This window comes from Rhodococcus sp. SGAir0479 (assembly GCF_005484805.1).
Taxonomy (GTDB): domain Bacteria; phylum Actinomycetota; class Actinomycetes; order Mycobacteriales; family Mycobacteriaceae; genus Prescottella.
The window spans coordinates 4,749,557-4,769,231 of the sequence record NZ_CP039432.1; the positions used below are offsets into that span (position 1 = coordinate 4,749,557).

Genomic DNA, 19,675 nt, shown 5'->3' on the forward strand with positions numbered 1-19,675 from the left:
CTCACACTCCCGTCTTGTGCTCGGCGGTCTTCTCGGCGTCCGCGGCCTCCCGGGCCTGACGGGCGAGGTTCTCGTCGACCTCGCGCTGCCACGCCTCGACGGCCTTGGTGGTGTCGATCTCGAACTCGAAGCGCTGGGTCGCCTTCTCGTCGACGTCCGCGACGTCCACGTAGAACTGGTCGTACCAGCGGCGCAGCTGGTAGACCGGGCCGTCCTCCTCGCAGAGCAGCGGATTCTCGATCTTGGTCTTGTTCTTCCAGATCGCGACGTCCTGCTCGAAACCCAACGCGACGCCCTCGGTGAACTTCGAGGCGAGCTTCTCGCTGGTGGCGTCGTCGAGGCCCTTCGGCTTCTCCACGCTCACGCCGTACATGAGTACGAACGAATCGTGCGAGACCGGGTAATGGCAGTTGATCAGGATGCTCTCGACCTTGTAGCCGCTGTAGTTGTTGTGCAGCCAGTTGACCATGTACGACGGCCCGAAGTACGACGCCTCCGAGTCGAGGACGGAATCGCCGTACTGGGTGCCCATGTTCCCGACGTCGGGGCGGCCGTGGTTCTGGAGGTACTGCGAGGCGACGTGGCCCTCGAAGACGTTCTTGAAGTACTTCGGGAACCCGAAGTGGACGTAGAAGAAGTGCGCCATGTCGACGACGTTGTCGACGATCTCCCGGCAGTTGGACCCCTCGACGAGGATGCGGTTCCACTTCCAGTCGGTCCACTCGCCGGTGAACACCTCCGGCAGGTGTGGAATCGTGACGTCGTCCGGCGGCGGGTTGCCCTCGGGGTCGTTCCAGACGAACAGCTGCTTGTTCTCTTGCAGCGTCGTCCACGACCGGGTCCGTGCGATCGGGGGGACGCGACGGGCGTACGGGATGTCGGTGCACTTGCCGTTGCCACCCCAACGCCAATCGTGGAACGGGCAGGCGACCGAGTCGCCCTTGATCTCGCCCTGGCTGAGGTCCCCACCCATGTGCCGGCAGTACGCGTCGAGTACGTGGAGCTTGTTCTGGCTGTCCGCGAAGACCACCAGCTTGGTGCCGAACGCCTCGATCGCGTGCGGCTTGCCGTCGAGGAACTCGCTCTCGAGGCCGAGGCAGTGCCACCCACGCGCGAAACGCGTCTGCGGGGCTCCCACATCGATCTCACGAATCTGCGCCATCAGTACCTCACATCCCTTCCTAGCTGTTGCTAGAACACGTTATAGAAGTTCGCCGCGATCCGCTAGATTTCGCACGCGTGACATCGGCAAAGACGACGCATATCCAGTGGAATATCCGACTCCTCGACATCGGGAGGAACGTGTTCTAGTCTCGGGGCAAGTGAACAGCGATTACAGACGGGAGCGTCCAGTGGGTGACCATGACAGCCGCGAGGTGATGGAGCGGATCGACGCGCTGCTACCGGTGCTGCGTGAACGCGCGCAGGAGACCGAGGACCTGCGTCGTATCCCCGACGACTCCGTCAAGGCGCTCCAGGCGGCGGGATTCTTCCGACTGTTGCAGCCGAAGCAGTGGGGTGGCATCGAGGCCGATCCCGTCACCTTCTACACAGCCGTTCGCAACATCGCCGGTGCGTGCGGCTCCACCGGGTGGGTGGCCGGCATCCTCGGTGTCCACAACTGGCATCTCGCGCTGTTCGATCAGCAAGCGCAGCAGGATGTCTGGGGGGAGGACACCGACGTCCGGATCTCGTCGTCGTACGCCCCGATGGGCGCCGGGGAGGTCGTCGACGGCGGGTACAAGGTCAACGGCGCGTGGGCCTGGTCCTCGGGCTGCGACCACGCCTCGTGGGTGGTCGTCGGCGGTCCGGTCATCAAGGACGGTCGCCCGGTGGACTTCGGCAGCTTCCTGATTCCCCGCGCGGACTACGAGATCGACGACGTGTGGAACGTGGTGGGCCTGCGCGGCACCGGCAGCAACACGATCGTCGTCAAGGACGTGATCGTGCCGCGCCATCGCTTCCTCAGCTTCAAGGCGATGAGCGACCTGACGGCGCCCGGTCTGCAGCAGAACACCGCGGCCGTCTACAAGATGCCCTGGGGCACCATCCATCCCACGACGATCTCGACTCCGATCGTGGGCATGGCCTACGGCGCCTACGATGCGCACGTCGAACACCAGGGCAAGCGGGTGCGCGCGGCGTACGCGGGTGAGAAGGCCAAGGACGATCCGTTCGCGAAGATTCGCATAGCCGAGGCATCCAGTGACATCGACGCCGCGTGGCGCCAGTTGTCCGGCAACGTCGCCGAGGAGTACGCGCACCTCGTTGCCGGAGAACCCATTCCGATGGAGCTGCGGCTGCGGGCCCGGCGCGACCAGGTCCGCGCGACCGGCCGCGCCATCGCGTCGATCGACCTGCTGTTCGAGAACTCGGGCGCCACGGCGCTGGCGAACGGCACTCCCATCCAGCGCTTCTGGCGCGACGCCCACGCCGGCCGCGTGCACGCCGCGAACGACGCCGAGCGCGCGTACGTGATGTTCGGCGGCGCCGAGTTCGGGCTGCCGCTCACGGACACGATGGTCTAGGGGAGCGCATGACGGCAACGGAAGAGCTCACGTACGAGTCGACGTCCCGCGTCGCTCAGGTCCGCCCGGACCTGAAGCTGCACTACCACGAGGCGGGCGTCGGCAACGGGCCCACCATCGTGCTGTTGCACGGCGGCGGCCCGGGCGCGTCGTCGTGGTCGAACTTCGCGAAGAACATCCCGGTCCTGGCGCAGCAGTTCCACGTCATCGCGGTGGATCAGCCCGGATACGGCAGGTCGGACAAGCCCACCGAGCACCCACAGTACTTTCGGCACAGTGCCTCGGCGCTGAAGGATCTGCTGGACACGCTCGACATCACCGGTCGCGTCCACCTGCTGGGTAACTCGCTCGGTGGCGGTGCCGCGGTGCGGTTCGCACTGGACCACCCGGACCGAGCGGGGCGGCTGGTGCTGATGGGCCCGGGTGGGCTCAGTGTCAACCTGTTCGCGCCGGACCCCACCGAGGGGGTGCGGAACCTCGGCAAGTTCGCGTACCAGCCCACGCGCGAGAACCTCGAGGCGTTCCTGCGGATCATGGTGTTCGATCAGACGCTCGTCACCGACGCGCTCGTCGACGAGCGATTCGCGGCCGCCAGCACGCCGGAGTCGCTCGCCGCGGCCAAGGCGATGGGCAAGTCGTTCTCGGGCCCGGAGTTCGAGCTCGGAATGCTGTGGCGGGATGCCTACAAGCTGCGCCAGCGGGTGCTGTTGATCTGGGGGCGCGAGGACCGCGTCAATCCGATCGACGGCGCGCTCGTGGCGCTCAAGATGATCCCCCGGGTCCAGCTGCACGTCTTCGGCGGCTGCGGGCACTGGGCACAGCTCGAAAAATTCGACGAGTTCAACCGACTCGCGGCCGACTTCCTGCTCGACGGTGGTGCCGGCCGAGATGGAGGCAAGTGATGAGCATTCGTTCCCTGGCGTACCTGCGTATCGAGGCCACCGACATGAACGCGTGGCGCGAGTACGGGCTCAAGGTGCTCGGCATGATCGAGGGCAAGGGCGCGAACCCCGACAACCTGTACCTGCGGATGGACGACTACCCGGCGCGACTCGTCATCGTGCCGGGCGAGCGTGACGGGCTCTACTCGGCCGGTTGGGAGTGCGCCAACGCCGAGGGCCTGCAGGAGGTCCGCGAGCGCCTGGCCAAGGCCGACTGGGACTTCGAGGAGGGGACCAAGGAGGAGGCGGCCGAACGCAACGTCGTCGAATTCGTCAAGTGCCGGGACGCCTCGGGTGCGCGGCTGGAGATCTTCCACACCGTCGCGCTGCAGCACCGGCGCATCGCGAGCCCGTACGGGCACCGGTTCGTCACCGGCGAACAGGGCCTGGGGCACGTCGTGCTGGCGACCAAGGACGACGCGGCCGACCTGGAGTTCTACCGCGACGTGCTGGGGTTCAAGCTGCGAGACTCGATGCGGCTGCCACCGCAGGTCGTCGGGCGCGACGCCGACGGCGAGCCGGCCTGGCTGCGTTTCCTCGGCTGCAACCCGCGCCACCACAGCCTCGCCTTCGCGCCGCTGCCCAACCCCACGGGCATCGTGCACCTGATGGTCGAGGTCGAGAACTCCGACGACGTCGGCCTGTGCCTCGACCGCGCGCTCCGCAAGAACGTGCGGATGTCGGCGACCCTCGGCCGCCACGTCAACGACCAGATGCTCTCGTTCTACATGAAGACCCCGGGCGGATTCGACGTCGAATTCGGTTGCGAGGGACTCGAGGTCGAGGACGACACATGGATCGCGAAGGAGAGCACCGCAGTGAGCCTGTGGGGGCACGACTTCTCGGTGGGGTTCAAGTAATGTCCGCGCACGAGACGTCGGAGGCGGGCACCGGCACGGGCGTCGATCCCCGCCAGTTCCGTAACGTCCTCGGACAATTCTGCACCGGTGTCACGATCATCACCACGATCGACGACGGCGCCCCGGTCGGCTTCGCGTGTCAGTCCTTCGCAGCGCTGTCGCTCGAGCCACCACTGGTGTTGTTCTGCCCCACCAAGGCGTCCCGCTCGTGGGCGGCGATCGAACGGTCGGGCCGGTTCTGCGTCAACGTCCTGGCCGAGGAACAGCAACAGACGTGCGCGCGCTTCGGCTCACGCGAGCCCGACAAGTTCGCGGGAATCGACTGGACCGCATCGCCGTTGGGCTCTCCGATCCTGGACGGTTCGCTCGCGCACATAGACTGCACCGTCGAGACCGTGCACGACGGCGGCGATCACTTCGTGGTGTTCGGCCGTGTCCATTCGATGAGCGAGCTGAAGTCCGAACGGCCACTGCTGTTCTACCGCGGTCAGTACTCCGCGATCGAACCGGAGAAGACGGTGCCGGCCAAGTGGCGGGACGACCTCGAGGCGTTCCTCACCACGGCCAGCGAGGACACCTGGCTGTAGCAGGCTTGCCCCGGGGGAGGGCGCGGGCCGACGGGCCCCTTCGTGCACCGATGGCGCACGAAGGGGCCCCTCGTCCGTTCGAGGAGCGCTAACGGACGACGAACTCCGCGGACGTCCCGGTGAGTGCGGAGACAGTGCCTTCCGGGTTCTTCCAGTTCCCGAAGTGCTGGATGCGGTAGGTGCCCGCCGGTGTGCCGGCGGGCACGTCCCACGTGATCCGCGCGATCGACGCGTTGATGCCCTGCCGGCGCCACCGATACTTCGTCGCCCAGTCGCCATCGTCGGCGTGCCGGATCCAGCGGTCGCCGTCGCGACGTTGAACCTCGAAATACGTTCCGCAACGGTGCAAATCGTTCTTGGGGTGGCCGGAGACGAACTCGACCGCCACCTCGTCGCCCACGCCGACGGCGGCCGCGGGCTGCTGGAGGACGTCGCCGAAGTCGCGGCCCGGCAGGGGTGCGTCGAATGGGACATCGCGGCCGAACCCGGGTTGGAAGCCGGACAGGTCGCGCGGTGCCGGCCCGCGCGGGACGTCGGCGCCCGTCCTCATCGCCGCGGCCAACGCGGCGAACCCCTGCTGGTAGGCGGGAAGGGTGTTGCGGCCGAAGAGCGTCGAGCCGCCCTCGTACTGCTGTGCGTCGTACTCCTCCGGGGTGGTGCAGTAGCTCGAGTAGGCGTTCGCGTAACCCTGGAAGACGACGTTCTCGAGGGGGACGCCGAGCTCGTCGGCGACCGTGCGCCGGATGCGCAGGCCGGAGACGATGGTGAACTCGGCGGGCCCACCGACGACGTAGACGTCGCCGATCCGGATGATCTGAATCTTCAGTACGTGCGGCACCCAGCCGTCCGGCGGCAGCAGACCGACGGGGACGAGCACCAGTTTGGGCGCCTGTGCGTCGACGAGCCACTGCGGCGTCTCGGCGTCGATGCCACCGAGGACGTCGATCAGCGGGTTGTGGGTGCCCTCGGTGAAGATCTCGATCGCGGGCCCGTCCTCGGTGCTACCCGCGGCCATGGCCGCGCCCACGCACGCCGGAGCGGTGCGCCGCGTCTGTCCGTCGGGCGTGTACTTGCCGTCCACCACCTGGTTCGCCATGTCCAGGTACATGATTCGACTGTCGACCGTGGTGGACGACAGCGGCACGGCCCGTTCGAATGCCGTCCGGGCAGCGGCCAGTTGGCGCTGTCCGATGATTCGGGTGTTCTCGAACTCGTCGTCGGTGGGACCGCTGCCGGGCGCGAGATCCAGGTTGGGGGACATGTCGCCGGTGTTCGTCTGCGGGAAACACGCGACGAATCCGGGCCGGCCGTCCAGGTAGCGGACACCGGCGACGTCGTGCTCCCAGAAGTACGCGGCCGCACCCTTGTTGTCGCCGGAGATCAGGTGGTTCTCGTTCGTCAGGGAGGCGCCGTGGGTGGGGAACCAGCCGATACCGCCGACGTTCTCGGCGCCCTGGCTGATCCGGAGCACACGCATCGCGGTGTCGATGCCCAGCGGGTAATAGTCTCTGTCCTGCTGCGGATTTCGGTCGAAGGCGGCCCGCGAACGGTTCACGCTGGCGTCCGTCAGTTCGCTGCGGCCGTATGCCACCGAGCCCGCGGCGAGGTTCTCGTGCGCGGCGACGATGGCCTCGACCGTGCCGTCGACCTCGGCGTCGAAGACCTGCGGTTGGAAACCCAGCGTCGCCAGGCTGTACGCGTAGTCCTGCGACGCGCCGCCGCAGGCCGCATGCGAGTGGACGGCCGTGAGCATCACGTTCTTCTCGGTGTAGAGGGCGCCGAAGGTCGCGGCCAACCGGGCGAGCACGGCGTCGTGCACGGCCTGGAAGACCATGCAGGTGTCCGCGCAGGTGTAGACGACGCGGTTGTCGTCGGCGTCGGCGAAGACGTAGGCGCGCACCCGCGTCCGTTGGTGCAGACCCTCGGCGCGCTGGTCGAACTGCGAGTAACCCATCATGCCGTTCTCGGCGACGGGTCCGGTCATGTCCGACAGTCCGACGCCGACCTGGAATCCGCGTCCGGCCGCCGATCGGTGCGCGGGAGAGGCGGCGGAGCGGGGACGGGCGGAGGCGGTCGAGTGGGCCACGGCGGCGAGCGCCGGTGCGGCCGCGGCTCCGGCCAGCACGCTGCGTCGACTGATCGTCACTGCTAATCCTTTGCGCGAGCTCGAAAATCGAACTTGGTCACTTGTCCGAGTTCCCAGCACACACCACACGGTCTGGATTCGCAAGGCCCGACGCGCCGGCGTCGGGTTCCGTCAGACGGTCGACGCCTCCCCGAAGGTCATCCGGAGTTCCGGGATCGTCGTGGTCAGCAACGCGCGGCGCGGCAGGCCGAGCGACCGGAGTTCGTCGGCGATCGGGTGATCGCCCAGCCGCAACTCGGCGCCGCCGATCCGGGACCGAACTCCGGCAGGATTCATGTCCCATGCGGTGTGTCGAGTGATGCCGTCGATGTGCGAGTAGGCCTCGAGTGACGAGTTGGCGCCGCCACCCGGGGTGGGGACACCCTGTTTGACGGTGAGCTCCGCGATGAGGCGGCCGTCCTGGCTGACCCTGCCGCGGCGCAGTGCGCTGACGTGGTCCGCTTCGAAGTCCGCCAGGATCTTCGGGAAGCCCCAGATGCCGCGGCCGGCCGCCAGGGTGAATTCGCCGTCGACGGGCAGCTGGTGGATCAGCGCTCCAGCGGTGCCTTTCGCGAGCGAGCGGAGGTCACCCGGTACGGACCGGCGCCCGTCGTGGCGGTGGTGGCGCACCATGAAGGTGACGCCGAATTCGTTGTAGGGGCCGAGGTCGCCGTCGATGTAGTCGACGAACACCAGTCCGCACAGCCCGCGTCCCGGCCGGTACTGCAGAATCTCGAGGCCGGTGTGGTCGACGAGGCGCTGCGCGGCCGCGGTGGGGACCGAGTACATCGCCATGAAGGCGGTGGCGGCGCGGATCTGCACGGGCATGTCGACCTGTTTGCCGAGCACCAGATGTGACGTCATCGCGGCATCACCCCACGCAAACCGTCGGTGCCGTAGACCTGTTCGAGCATCGAGCTGAAGTCCGGCCCGCGGCGGAGCATCTGCCCGCCGTCGACGTTGACGACCTGTCCGGTGATCCACGTGGACTCCGGCCCCAACAGGAACTTGGCCAGTCCGGCGATGTCCTCGACCTCACCGACGCGGCCGAGGGGAGTGCTGGCCATGTAGTCGTCGAGGACGGGGCCGCCGTCGGTGATGAGCGCGACGAGGTCGGTGCGGGTGAGGCCGGGGCGAATTCCGTTGACGCGCACTCTGCTGGCCCCCAACTCGTCCGCGGCCAGCCGGACCAGGTGGTCGACGCCGGACTTCGAGACACCGTACGCACCGAACCAGCGATGGGTGTTGCTCGCGGCGATCGACGAGATCGCGACGATGGAACCGCCCCCGGCAGCGACGAGCGCCCGGGCGCCGTGCTTGATCGTGAGCATCGTGCCGGTGATGTTGAGGTCGACGGTGCGGCGCCACGCGGCGGTGTCGAGCTGCGTGACCGGCGCCATCGTCTCGTTGCCGCCGGCGCACGCGACCACGCCGTCGAGGCGACCCGTCGTTTCGACGGCGCGGGCCACCGCGCGCTCGACATCGCTCTCGTCGGTGACGTCCGCCGCGACGGTGGACACCGATCCGCCGGCCGCGAAGACGTCGGTTGCGGTTAGTTTCTCGGCCGCGGTGGAAAGCCTGTCGGCGCTGCGGCCGCAGATGGTGACGTGGGCGCCGTCGGCGAGCAGTGCCCGCGCGATGCCGAGACCGATGCCGCTGCCGCCGCCGGTCACCAGGACGGATCGGTCGGCGAATGCCGCTGTCGGTGTCTCCATCACGTCTCCCCTCGTGTGTGCGATACCCCCGCCGATAGTAGGAACTAGTTCTAGTATCGGGGAGGGTTTGGGCGATTCTCGAGGCTTCGGATGTACCGGTACGCGACCGAGGAGCATGCGAAATGACGACCGTGGACGACATCGACCTGCTCGACGGCCGCTTCTATGCGGGCGACCTCGGGGATCCCCGCGAGTCCTACGCGTGGATGCGGCGGAACCAGCCGGTGTTCCGGGACCGAAACGGTGTCGCCGCCGCGTCCACGTACGCGGCGCTGATCGCCGCCGAGCGTGACCCGGGACTGTTCTCCAACGCCGGCGGCATCCGGCCGGAGACAGGCCCGCTGCCGCAGATGATCGACATGGACGATCCCGAACACCTGCAGCGTCGACGGCTCGTCAACACGGGATTCACGCGCAAGAAGGTGGAGGCGAAGATCGGCCGGATCCGGGAGATCTGCGATCAACTGATCGACGCCGTGTGCGAGAAGGGTGAATGCGACTTCGTCGCCGACCTCGCGGCGCCGCTGCCCATGGCGGTCATCGGCGACATGCTCGGGGTCCGGCCCGAGGAACGCTCGACCTTCCTGCGATGGTCGGACGATCTCGTGAAAGCGCTGGGCAGCAACGCGTCCGAGCAGCAGTTGCAGGCCATGATGGACGCGTACGTCGCCTTCAACGAGTACACCTTCCGCACCATCGCCGAACGCCGTGCGAACCCCACGGACGACCTCATCAGCGTGTTGGTACACGCCGAGATCGACGGTCAGCGCCTCGACGATCAGGAGATCGTGAACGAATCGCTGCTGATCCTCATCGGCGGTGACGAGACGACTCGACACGTACTCAGCGGCGGCATGGAGCAGCTGATGCGCCACGAGGACCAGCGAGACCGTCTGGTGCGCGACCCGTCCGGCATCGCCCCGGCGGTCGAGGAGATGCTGCGCTGGGTCTCTCCCATCAAGAACATGGCGCGCACCGTCACCCGAGACACGAACTTCCACGGCACGGAACTGAGGCAGGGCGAGAAGATGTTGCTGCTGTTCGAGTCCGCCAACTTCGACGAGACCGTGTTCGACGACCCCGACAGCTTCGACATCGGTCGCTCCCCGAACCCGCACGTGGCCTTCGGCTTCGGCACCCACTTCTGTCTCGGCAACCAACTGGCCCGGCTGGAGGGGGCGATTCTGTTCCAGCGACTGCTCGCGCGGCTGCCCGACATGGCGCTCGCGACCAGCGAGCCGTTGCCGCGTCGGCCGGCCAACTTCGTGTCCGGGCTCGAGCAGATGCCGGTCAAGTTCACCGCGCAACGCGGGACGAGGACGCAGTAGCCGCGTGCGCGCGAGCCCGGCGGTGGCCGGGTGCTGCGACGCTCGCGCTATCGGTCCGACAGTGCGGCGGCGATGAGGACTTCCGCGGCTGCGCGCGCCTGTGTCGCCGCCTCCGCTGTGTCGGCGATGGCTGCCGTGGTCTGGGCGCCCTCGGCGAGGATGGCGAGCTGGGCGGCGAGGGACTCCGGGATTCCGGCCTCGGCCGCGAGACGCGCGAGGTAGCGCTGGAAGTCGGCTTTGTGTTCGCGCACGACTTCGGCCACACGAGGGTCGGCCGCCCCGAGTTCACCGAACGCGTTGATGAATCCGCAGCCGCGGAAGTCGGCATCGCGGAACCAGTCGTCGAGGAAGTCGTAGACGGCCAGCAGTCGGTCCACCGGGTCGGAGATCGCTTCGACCGCGGCTTCGACGCCCTTCGTCCACATCTCGTGGCGGCCGGCGAGGACGGCGGCGATCAACTCGTCCTTCGAGGGGAATTCCTTGTAGAGGGCGCGAAGCGACACCCCGGCGGCGTCGCGCACGGCGTCCATGCCGACCTTGCCGAAGCCGCGCGTGTAGAAGAGCGCATCGGCGGCCGCGACGACACGGGTGCGGATCTCTTCGTTCACGGGCGTCAGTGTACGCCAAGCAGAGAACGATGGTTCTCTCGGGAGTGGGGACGCGATACCGCGAGACAGCCTCCGGCTCAATGGGTCTCGCGGCCCTGACGGTGAGTGGTGTCGTTTCGACTTGACGCCGAGAACCGGCGTTCTCTAAAGTTCGACGCAGGCCGAGAACGATCGTTCTCACTCGCCGTCACCGTCCGGAAGGAAGTGCACGCATGTCCGCCAATCCCAGGAACATCTCCCTCGAGCCGGCCGCTCAGGCGTTCGTCGAGGCGACGGCCAACCCCCCGTACCTCTACCAACTCGCCCCCGAGGAGGGCCGGAAGGCCGTCGACGGCGTGCAGGACGAGCCCATCTTCAAGCCGAAAATCGACGAGGAATGGATCGAGATCCCGGGCGGTCCGACGGGGGCCGTCCGGGTGCGGATCGTGCGGCCGGCCGGCGCCACGGGCGCGCTGCCGGTCATCCTCTACACGCACGGAGCCGGGTGGGTCTTCGGCGACGCACACACCCACGACCGGCTCGTGCGCGACCTCGCCGTCGGCGCGCACGCCGCCGTGGTCTTCCCCGAGTACGACCGCTCGCCCGAGGCGCGTTACCCGCACGCGATCGAGCAGGTGTGGGCGACCGCGCAGTGGGTGGTGACCGCCGGCGCCGACAAGGACCTCGACGGCGCCCGCCTCGGTGTCGCCGGCGACTCGGTCGGCGGCAACATGACCGCGGCCCTGACCTTGCTCGCCAAGGAACGCGGCGGCGTCGACATCGCCGCCCAGGTTCTCTTCTACCCGGTCACCGACGCCGCCTTCGAGACGGGAAGCTACGACGAGTTCGCCGAGGGGTACTTCCTCACCCGCGACGGCATGAAGTGGTTCTGGGACCAGTACACGACCGACGAGGCCGAACGTGCCCAGATCACCGCCTCGCCGCTGCGCGCCACCACCGAACAGCTCGGTGGCCTTCCCCAGGCGCTGGTGATCACGGCCGAGGCCGACGTGCTGCGGGACGAGGGGGAGGCCTACGCCGCCAAGCTCCGCCGGGCCGGCGTCCCCACCACGGCAGTGCGCTACCAGGGCATCATCCACGACTTCGTGATGGTCAACGCCCTGCACGACACGTTCGCCGCGAAAGCGGCAGTTGCCCAGGCGGTCTCCTTCCTGCGGGACGCACTCCAGGCGTGACGGATCGCGCTGCGACGCTCGCGCGACGAGGGGGCGAGCGCCGCAGCGCCCATCGGCGGGTCGTGACCGTCACGCCCGGAGTCACGATCGGTGCCGGATCCGTCGTCGGCGCAGGTGCGGTCGTCGCCGAGGATGTGCCCGCTCCGGGGAGCGAGGCGGGGGGCGGCGGAACGAGCGGGACCAGTCAGGCGGCGGGCGTCAGACGCATCGCGGGAAGGGGCGGCAGGTTCGCGGGATCGAGGTCGAATTGACGGTCGATGTCCCTGCGCGACTTGGATGCCGACTCGGCGATGGCCTCGAACAGGGCTGGGCCGTCGAGTCCGCGGGCCCGGTAGCGGCCGGTGATCTGTTCCCACGTCATGTTCGGGTCGGTGCGGTCGAGTCCGAGCGCGGTGGCACGGTCGGCCATGATTCGCCGCGTGTAGGCGCGCAGTGCGTTGCGCATCTCGAATCCGACGCGGGCTCTCGCCTCGACGGGTACACCGAGCTGCTTCTGGATCTCGTTGGCACGGGCGATCTCCCGCTCGGCGTGGAGGTACACGATTCTCGCGTCCCGGGAGCCGAGAGTGCCCGGCAGGTAGACCGGGACTCCCGGGATCCCGATCGCGGACGACCCGATGCCGGGCGTCGGTGCCGTCGCCGTGGTGTCCGCGAGAGCGGTGCCCGGTACCAGCAACGCGCACGCGGTCAGGAGCGCGGCGACGGCCGCACGACAACGCGCGGTCACCCGGCCCGCCCGGGTCACGCGCACCCCGGCGCCGGAGCGTCCTCGGACAGTGGGCTGCCCGCCGGATCGACGTAGAGCACGTACAGCACCATCGGGACGGCGTCGAGGTTGCGGCCCATGTGCACGTACCCGTCGCCGCTGGGTTCGACGATGGTGCCGGCCACGTCGTAGACGCCGTCGATCGTGCAGTCCGACCGAAAGTGCGTCAGCCGCCCCTCGGCGACCACGCCGTAGAGCATGCCGTCGTGGAAGTGCCAGCCCGTGGTGCCACCGGGGGCGATCGTGACCTTGCGGAGGATGTAGTCGTGGCCGGCGACCGTCGTCCGGGCCAGGATCTCGCCGCTGACCCCTTCGCTGGGGGTGGCGGAGACGGTCGCGGGAACCAGGCCGAGGGCCGCGACGGCGGCGCCCCCGACCAGGGCGGAGCGGAGCGAGCGGCGCATGGCGGTCCTTTCACGGCACGGATGGTGCGACACACATCCTGCGGGAAAGGACCGCGCGCGGGACCCCTTTCGGGAATCTTCTACTCGGGGGCGCCCATGTTCATCTCGTCCGGATGGAAGCCGACGCGGGTGCCGTCGTCGAGCGTCGCGATGTCCGCGAGGTCGCCGTCGGTGAGGTGGAAGTCGAACACCTCGATGTTCTGCGCGATCCGGCTGTCGTGCACCGACTTCGGGATGACGATCAACCCGTTCTGCAGATGCCACCGGATGAGGACCTGCGCGGGGGACTTCCCGTACGCCTCACCGATGCGGGTGAGGACGGGGTCGTCGAGCAGGGTGTTGGGCTTGGACGCGTCACCCCACCCGGCGTTGCTGGTACCACCGAGCGGACTCCACGACTCCACCGCGATGCCGTGCAGCGCAGCGAAGTCCCGGATCGCGTGCTGCGGCAGATGGGGGTGCAACTCCACCTGGTCGACGGCGGGCAGCATCCCGCCGCGGTCGACCAGTTCCTGCAGGTGGTGAGGTTCGTAGTTGCACACGCCGATCGCCTTGGCGCGGCTGGATTCGGCGATCTTCTCGAACGCGTCCCACGTGCGCAGCCGGGTCTCCTGGTCCTGAAGCGGCCAGTGGATCAGGTACAGGTCCACGTAGTCGAGCCCCAGCCGCGACAGGCTCGCGTCGAACGCCCGCAGTGCCGACTCGTAGCCATGGTCGGAGTTCCACAACTTGGTGGTGACGAAGATGTCCTCGCGCGGCACGGACGAGGCCGCGATGCCGCGGCCGACACCCTCCTCGTTGCCGTAGGCCGCGGCGGTGTCGATGTGCCGGTAGCCGGCGTCGTCGAGCGCGAAGCGGACGGCGTGCTCGGTCTCGTCGTTGGTGGCCTGCCAGACACCCAGGCCGAGCTGGGGAATGACTGTTCCGGAATTCAGGTCGATCTCGGGAGTGGTCATGAATCCAGGCTAGGAGCGTTCGGCGGGGGCCGCCGGGCGAGTGGTGCGTCTCTCGCCGGCGCGCTGTCAGGCTTCCGGCAGACCGGACAGCAGCGCGTCGGCGCGCACGGGCAGATCGCGGACCCGGACGCCGGTGGCGTTGTAGATCGCGTTCACCACCGCCGCCGCGCTACCGACGTTGCCGATCTCCCCGGCACCGCGCGAGCCCATCGGCGTGGCCCGGGTGTCGACGTCGTCGAGCCAGACCGCGTCGACGTCCTGCACGTCCGCGTGGACCGGAATGTGGTACGTCGCGAAGTCCTGCGTCACGACGTGCCCGAACCGCGGATCGCGAACGCTCTCCTCCTGCAACGCCATCGAGATGCCGAAGGTCATGCCCCCGATGAACTGTGACCGCACGGTGCGGGGATTGATCACCCGGCCGATCGAGAACACTCCCAGCATGCGCGGCACCGTGATCTCCCCGGTGTCGACGTCCACCCGCGCCTCGACGAAGTGCGCGCCGAACGAATAGGGCTGGTAGTCCTCGTCGGGCTCGGCGTCGGAACCGGCCGTCACCGACGCGCCCACCGCCGGTTCGTGGCCGTACCGCTGTCGGAACGCGTCGACGGCCGCCAGAATCGCCGCTCCCCACGACGACGTCCCGGACGAGCCGCCCGCCACGGACGCGGACGGCAGCGCGTTGTCGCCGATCTCGAGCACGACCCGCTCGGGCGGGCAGCCGAGGGCGTCGGCGGCGATGAGGGTGAGCGTGGTCCACGTGCCGGTCCCGATGTCCACGGCGTCGATCTGCACGCCGTAGCGCCCGTCTTCCCGCAGCGTGACCGTCGCCTGCGAGCCGGGGTTGATCATGTGCGGGTAGGCGGCGCTGGCCACTCCCAGGCCGACGAGCGCGTTGCCGACGCGGCAGGTGCCCGGCGTGCGCGCCCGCGCGTCCCAGCCGAACCGTCGTGCGCCCTCGCGGAGGCAGTCGACCAGGCGCCGCGACGCCCAGGGCTTCCCCGATTCCGGGTCGGTCGGCGGATCGTTGCGGACGCGCAGCTCGATCGGGTCGAGGCCGCACGCCTCGGCGAGCTCGTCCATTGCGACCTCGCCGGCGAACATGCCGGGGCACTCACCCGGCGCCCGCATCCAGTACGGCACCGGCACGTCCAGCGGCACCGCGCGGTGCGACGTGCTCCGGTGCTCGGCCGCGTACATCGACCGCGACCCCACCGCGGTCTGTTCGACGTACTCCTTGACGCGGGAGGACTGGGAGTAGGCGTCGTGTATCAGCGCGGTGATACGCCCCTCGGCGTCGGCGGCCAGACGGACGTGCGACGCGATGGCCGGGCGGTAGCCGGTGAACACGAACATCTGCTGGCGGGTGACCGCGAACTTCACCGACCGGCCGGGCAGTGCCCGGGCCGCCAGCGCCGCCAGCACGTTGTGCGCGTGCGGGGCGCCCTTGGAACCGAACCCACCGCCGACGTGCGGCGCGATCACCCGGATCCGGTCCGGCTCGAGGCCCAGTACCGGCGCCAGGGTCGAGGCGACGCCGTGCGGGCCCTGCGTGGAGTCGTGCAGCGTCAACGCGTTCTCGGCGGGGTCCCAGCACGCGATGGTCGTGTGCGGCTCCATCGGATTGTTGTGCTCCTCGGGGGAGGAGTACCAGCTGTCGACCACCGGGCCGCCGCGCGCCCGGGCCTGCGCGAGCACGGCCTCGGGGTTGCCGTCCGTGCTCACCGCGTCGGATCCCCCGTTCGCGACCTCGGGAACGTAGACGTCGGGCCCGTCGATCCGGAAGGTGGCGTCGTGCGGCCGGACGTCGTACTCGACCCGCACCACAGACTGTGCATGACGCGCGACCTCGGCGGTCTCGGCGACGACGCCTCCGATGATCTGGCCGCGAAATGCCACCGTCGGGCCCTGCAGGATGCTGTACTCGCCGTCCGAGGTGTCGGCCAGCCGCGGTGCGTTCCACGGCGTGAGGACCGCGAGCACCCCGTCCACCGCCTCGGCGGCCGTGGTGTCCATGCGCGTGATCGTGCCGGACGGGATCGTCGCGGTGATCGCATGCAGGTACACCGGTTCCGCGACGTCGTGCTCGTACGCGTACGGCGCTGTCCCGGTGACCTTCTCGGGCCCGTCGATGCGTCCCAGTGATGTTCCGATCGCGCTCACGCCCGAGTCACCTCCCGGTCGGACGGCCGGGAGTCGGCCGGACCTGCGGCGAGATCGCGCAACACCGCCACGACCGTGCGCCGCACCAACGGCACCTTGAAAGCGTTGTCGGCGAACGGCCGGGCCGACGCCAACTCGGCGTCGGCGGCCTCCCCGAACACCGCCATCTCGGGGCGGCGACCGCGAAGCACGGCCTCCGCCGCGGCCGCGCGCCACGGTGCGTGCGCGACGCCACCGAGTGCGATCCGCGCCTGCGTGACGGTGCCGTCGTGCACCACCAACTCGGCCGCCACCGACACCAGCGCGAATGCGTACGACGCCCGCTCACGCACCTTCCGGTACGTCGATGCCGCACCCGCTCTGGCCGGTGGAAGCTCCACCGCGACAATCAGTTCGTCGGGCGCGAGGACGGTGTCGCGATCCGGTTCGCGGCCGGGCAGTCGGTGGAAGCCGGGCATCGGGATGCGCCGAGTGCCGCCCGGCCCGGTGACCAGCACCTGCGCGTCGAGCGCCGCGAGTGCCACCGCCATGTCCGACGGGTGCGTGGCCGCGCACGCGTCGGATGCTCCGAAGATGGCGTGGTGCCGGGTGAAACCGCCGATCGCGGAGCATCCGGTACCCGGATCGCGCTTGTTGCAGGCGGTCGTGACGTCCTGGAAGTAGACGCACCGGGTGCGCTGCAAGAGGTTTCCGCCCGTCGTCGCCAGGTTGCGCAGTTGCGGCGACGCCGCCGAGAGCAGGGCACGCGCCAGCATCGGGTACCGCTGCCGAACCACCGGATGCGCGGCCAGATCGCTGTTGCGAACGTTCGTCCCGATCCGCAACCCGCCGGCCTCGGTCTCCTCGACGGTGTCCAGCGGCAGCCGCGAGATGTCGACCAGCAGGTGGGGCGAGGCGACACCGAGCTTGAGCAGGTCCACCAGATTGGTCCCGCCCGCGAGCAGTTTCGCGCCGGGATTGCGCTGCAGCAACGTCACCGCGGCGGCGACGTCCGCCGCGCGCTCGTACCGAAACGGGATCACCTGCCGGCCTCCTCGTTCGCGGCCTGACGGATCGCCGCCAGGATGTTGGGGTAGGCCCCGCATCGGCACAGGTTGCCGCTCATCCGTTCTCGGATCTCCGCGTCGGTCAGTTCGGTCTCCCCGGTCAGATCCTCGGTGACGTGACTCGGTGCTCCGGCCGCGAACTCGTCGAGCATGCCCACCGCCGAACACACCTGTCCGGGTGTGCAGTACCCGCACTGGAACCCGTCCTGGTCGATGAACGCTCGTTGCATCGGATGCAGTTCGTCGGGCGTGGCGCCGTCGCCGCCGGCGTCGTCCGTGCTCGCCAGCCCGGCCGCGGTCACGACCGTCACCCCGTCCTGCGCCACCGCCAGCGACAGGCACGAGGTCACGCGACGGCCGTCGACCAGCACCGTGCACGATCCGCACTGCCCGTGGTCGCAGCCCTTCTTCGGCGAGTGGATCCCGAGGCGGTCCCGTAACGCGTCGAGCAGTGTCGTCCGCGTGTCGATCGACACCGTCCGCTGCTCGCCGTCCACCGTCAGGCTGACTTGCGCTTCCATGAGAGACCGAATACCCGTCACGCAGAAGCGCAAACCCGAACGGGGCTCTGCGTCGTCCGAGTGCCCGAGCGACCCGGCGGCTCAGCCGGCCGTGGGGGCCAGGGTGATCGCCTTGATCTGGGTCCACGGCACCTGGACCTCGAGCCTGTCCGGTTGGAGGAAGATCGGAAGGTCCACGCCGAGGGCTTTGGCTTCCTGTAGTGCCGTCGAGATCGGATTGTCCACGATGAACGAGATCCCCCAGGACGTCTGGTCGAGGCCGTCTTCGACCACTTCCACGCTCGTGTACTCCGCGTAGAGCCGCAGCAGGTTCTCGACCTGGTGGATCTCCCGGTCCTTCCTGTCGAACTGATTCGCCACGGCGATGAGCTCCGCGAGCCGAGCGATGCCCGCAGGCGGTGCGTAGTACAGGAACTCCGGAATCGGGGTGGGGCTGACGAAGTGGATCACGCGCGTCCTCATGCGGCCATCATGTCGCAGCGGCCCGACAACCACCGCGACGGCGGCACCGTGTGCAGCCGCCGACCCATCAGCGCGGGGTGAGCCTGACGCAGGCACGGCGGAGCATGGACTGCACGACCACCGGGTGCACCACGCCGACCGGGGCGAAGTAGACGCGTCCACGCCAGCCCTTCAACCGCACGACCGTCGTCATCCGGACCAGGCGGGTCTCGGCGTCGACCGCGACGGCGGCCCGGAAGTCCAGATGCCGATCGTCGGCGCTGACGAGCGCCTCGCCGTCCTGCACGCGGGCGACGGCGAAGACGTCGCGCCCGCCGCGAGGCACCCCGATCAGCGGCACCAGCATCTGCCGGACGGCGAAGGCCAGCCGGACCCACCGGGGGCTGGCGTCGACCGCGAACACCGTCTCCGCCCAGACCCGTGGATCGTCGGTGGCGCCTGCGGGCAGCGGCACCGCGACGACGTCGACGTAGTCCGGGCGGGGGATGTCCTCGAGGGCCATCGACCAGAAGGCGGGGCGCGGCATGGCGTCATCCTGCCACGCACCGGGCGGCTGCCCGTCCCGGCGAGCGACGCACGCCCGGCGGCTGGGATCATCGTCGGGTGAGACGAATCAGGCTGGTGGCCTCGGACCTCGACGGGACTCTCCTGCGGTCCGACCGGACCGTCTCGCCGCGGAGCGCGCAGGCGATGGCGGCCGCGCGCGACGCCGGCGTGGAGGTGGTGTGGGCGACCGCCCGCGCCAGGCACTCGGTGTCGGCGCTCGCGCAGTCGTGCGGGTTCCGGGGGGAGGCGATCTGCGCCAACGGGGCCGTCACGCTCGACCTCGCCGACGGCACTCCCGAGATCACCGGCACCGTCTCGATCGAGGTGGCCGAGGCGCTCGCGGCGATGGAACGGGTCCGCACACTGGTCCCGGGCGTCGTGTTCGCGAACGTGGGGCCGACGACGTTCGTGGCGGAGCCGGAGTACGCGGCGCTGTGCGAGTACGCCGACCATCACCGGACCCTCGACGAGATGATCCTCGAGGAACAGCTACCGCGGATGGGCGAGCCGATGGTCAAGATCGTCGCACGTCATCCCGAGGTACCCAGCTTGGAGTTGTACCGACTGGCGGCCGCGGCCGGCGTCGCCGGGGTGGAACTGACGCACTCCGGCGCACCGTACGTCGAGATGGCCGCGACGGGCGTCTCGAAGGCCACCGCACTCGCGCAGCTGTGCGCGTCCCGGGGCATCGCCGCCGAGGAGGTTGCGGTGATCGGCGACGCCGTGAACGATATTCCGATGCTGATGTGGGGTGGCGTCGCGCTCTGTCCGGAGAATGCCTTGCCGGAGGTGCGGGCGCTCGCCACTCGGGTACTGCCGAGCAACGACGAAGACGGTGTCGCGCAGTACCTCGAGGAACTCGTGGCCCGAATTCGCGTCTGACTCTGGTCCGATCCCTCGCCGTCCGCAATGATGCAATCCGCGGGGGCGAGTGAGACGAAGGG

At 69.1% G+C, this 19,675-nt stretch carries 20 protein-coding genes; 7 read left to right on the top strand and 13 right to left on the bottom strand.

All coding sequences use genetic code 11. The features are described 5' to 3' along the window. Position 1: 1 nt before the first annotated feature. Complete coding sequence (locus tag E7742_RS22055; protein ID WP_137800889.1) at positions 2-1,162, bottom strand: Rieske 2Fe-2S domain-containing protein; 1,161 nt, start codon at positions 1,160-1,162, stop codon at positions 2-4. Between the two features lie 190 nt (positions 1,163-1,352). On the opposite strand from E7742_RS22055, the gene hsaA reads away from it, so the two are divergent. From hsaA to hsaB, 4 genes are read left to right on the top strand one after another with little or no spacing between them, the layout of a single operon-like run. Then, entirely contained in the window at positions 1,353-2,528 is a 1,176-nt protein-coding gene (hsaA, locus tag E7742_RS22060; protein WP_137800890.1) for a 3-hydroxy-9,10-secoandrosta-1,3,5(10)-triene-9,17-dione monooxygenase oxygenase subunit, read from the top strand. Positions 2,529-2,536: 8 nt separating this feature from the next. Then, complete coding sequence (gene hsaD / locus E7742_RS22065) at positions 2,537-3,430, top strand: 4,5:9,10-diseco-3-hydroxy-5,9,17-trioxoandrosta-1(10),2-diene-4-oate hydrolase (RefSeq protein ID WP_137800891.1); 894 nt, start codon at positions 2,537-2,539, stop codon at positions 3,428-3,430. Further along, positions 3,430-4,329: an iron-dependent extradiol dioxygenase HsaC gene (hsaC, locus tag E7742_RS22070; RefSeq protein WP_137800892.1), complete on the top strand. Its 900-nt coding sequence runs from the start codon at positions 3,430-3,432 to the stop codon at positions 4,327-4,329. The genes hsaD and hsaC overlap by 1 nt, the downstream gene beginning before the upstream one ends. Continuing rightward, positions 4,329-4,916 (top strand): 3-hydroxy-9,10-secoandrosta-1,3,5(10)-triene-9,17-dione monooxygenase reductase subunit, encoded by a 588-nt coding sequence (hsaB, locus tag E7742_RS22075; protein ID WP_137800893.1) that lies wholly within the window; start codon positions 4,329-4,331, stop codon positions 4,914-4,916. Before hsaC ends, hsaB begins: the two co-directional genes overlap by 1 nt. Before the next feature lie 88 nt (positions 4,917-5,004). Here hsaB and E7742_RS22080 read toward each other — a convergent pair whose 3' ends face one another. The 3 genes from E7742_RS22080 to E7742_RS22090 form a co-directional block, all read right to left on the bottom strand. After that, positions 5,005-7,062, bottom strand: coding sequence for a neutral/alkaline ceramidase (locus E7742_RS22080; RefSeq protein ID WP_137800894.1), 2,058 nt, complete (start codon positions 7,060-7,062; stop codon positions 5,005-5,007). A 111-nt stretch (positions 7,063-7,173) separates the two neighbouring features. After that, positions 7,174-7,905, bottom strand: a complete 732-nt coding sequence (locus tag E7742_RS22085) for an acetoacetate decarboxylase family protein (RefSeq protein WP_137800895.1) — start codon at positions 7,903-7,905, stop codon at positions 7,174-7,176. Then, positions 7,902-8,756, bottom strand: a complete 855-nt coding sequence (locus tag E7742_RS22090) for an SDR family oxidoreductase (protein WP_137800896.1) — start codon at positions 8,754-8,756, stop codon at positions 7,902-7,904. Before E7742_RS22090 ends, E7742_RS22085 begins: the two co-directional genes overlap by 4 nt. A 122-nt stretch (positions 8,757-8,878) precedes the next feature. On the opposite strand from E7742_RS22090, the gene E7742_RS22095 reads away from it, so the two are divergent. Then, the gene (locus E7742_RS22095) at positions 8,879-10,084 is read left to right on the top strand and encodes a cytochrome P450 (protein ID WP_137800897.1); all 1,206 of its coding nucleotides are present in this window, start codon (positions 8,879-8,881) and stop codon (positions 10,082-10,084) included. A 47-nt stretch (positions 10,085-10,131) separates the two neighbouring features. Here the strand turns inward: E7742_RS22095 and E7742_RS22100 are convergent, their stop codons facing one another. After that, on the bottom strand, positions 10,132-10,692 hold the full coding sequence (locus E7742_RS22100) for a TetR/AcrR family transcriptional regulator (protein WP_137800898.1): 561 nt from the start codon (positions 10,690-10,692) through the stop codon (positions 10,132-10,134). Between the two features lie 212 nt (positions 10,693-10,904). Between E7742_RS22100 and E7742_RS22105 the strand changes: the two genes are divergently transcribed. Continuing rightward, complete coding sequence (locus E7742_RS22105; protein WP_137800899.1) at positions 10,905-11,867, top strand: alpha/beta hydrolase; 963 nt, start codon at positions 10,905-10,907, stop codon at positions 11,865-11,867. A 184-nt stretch (positions 11,868-12,051) separates the two neighbouring features. On the opposite strand, the gene E7742_RS22110 is transcribed toward E7742_RS22105, so the two are convergent. The 8 genes from E7742_RS22110 to E7742_RS22145 form a co-directional block, all read right to left on the bottom strand. Then, on the bottom strand, positions 12,052-12,594 hold the full coding sequence (locus E7742_RS22110; RefSeq protein ID WP_137800900.1) for a hypothetical protein: 543 nt from the start codon (positions 12,592-12,594) through the stop codon (positions 12,052-12,054). A gap of 14 nt (positions 12,595-12,608) precedes the next feature. Continuing rightward, on the bottom strand, positions 12,609-13,037 hold the full coding sequence (locus tag E7742_RS22115) for a cupin domain-containing protein (protein WP_137800901.1): 429 nt from the start codon (positions 13,035-13,037) through the stop codon (positions 12,609-12,611). An 80-nt stretch (positions 13,038-13,117) separates the two neighbouring features. Beyond that, complete coding sequence (locus E7742_RS22120; protein WP_137800902.1) at positions 13,118-13,993, bottom strand: aldo/keto reductase; 876 nt, start codon at positions 13,991-13,993, stop codon at positions 13,118-13,120. Between the two features lie 66 nt (positions 13,994-14,059). Further along, positions 14,060-16,156, bottom strand: a complete 2,097-nt coding sequence (locus tag E7742_RS22125; protein ID WP_137800903.1) for a xanthine dehydrogenase family protein molybdopterin-binding subunit — start codon at positions 16,154-16,156, stop codon at positions 14,060-14,062. Continuing rightward, positions 16,153-17,178, bottom strand: coding sequence for an FAD binding domain-containing protein (locus tag E7742_RS22130; RefSeq protein WP_137800904.1), 1,026 nt, complete (start codon positions 17,176-17,178; stop codon positions 16,153-16,155). Before E7742_RS22130 ends, E7742_RS22125 begins: the two co-directional genes overlap by 4 nt. After that, on the bottom strand, positions 17,175-17,723 hold the full coding sequence (locus E7742_RS22135) for a 2Fe-2S iron-sulfur cluster-binding protein (RefSeq protein WP_137800905.1): 549 nt from the start codon (positions 17,721-17,723) through the stop codon (positions 17,175-17,177). Before E7742_RS22135 ends, E7742_RS22130 begins: the two co-directional genes overlap by 4 nt. Positions 17,724-17,804: 81 nt before the next feature. After that, a complete protein-coding gene (locus E7742_RS22140; protein WP_137800906.1) occupies positions 17,805-18,185 on the bottom strand; it encodes a hypothetical protein in 381 nt (126 codons plus the stop codon). 67 nt (positions 18,186-18,252) lie between these two features. Next, complete coding sequence (locus tag E7742_RS22145; RefSeq protein WP_137800907.1) at positions 18,253-18,711, bottom strand: DUF2867 domain-containing protein; 459 nt, start codon at positions 18,709-18,711, stop codon at positions 18,253-18,255. 77 nt (positions 18,712-18,788) lie between these two features. Here E7742_RS22145 and E7742_RS22150 point away from each other — a divergent pair, with 77 nt between their 5' ends. After that, positions 18,789-19,613: an HAD family hydrolase gene (locus E7742_RS22150; RefSeq protein WP_137800908.1), complete on the top strand. Its 825-nt coding sequence runs from the start codon at positions 18,789-18,791 to the stop codon at positions 19,611-19,613. Positions 19,614-19,675 lie beyond the last annotated feature (62 nt).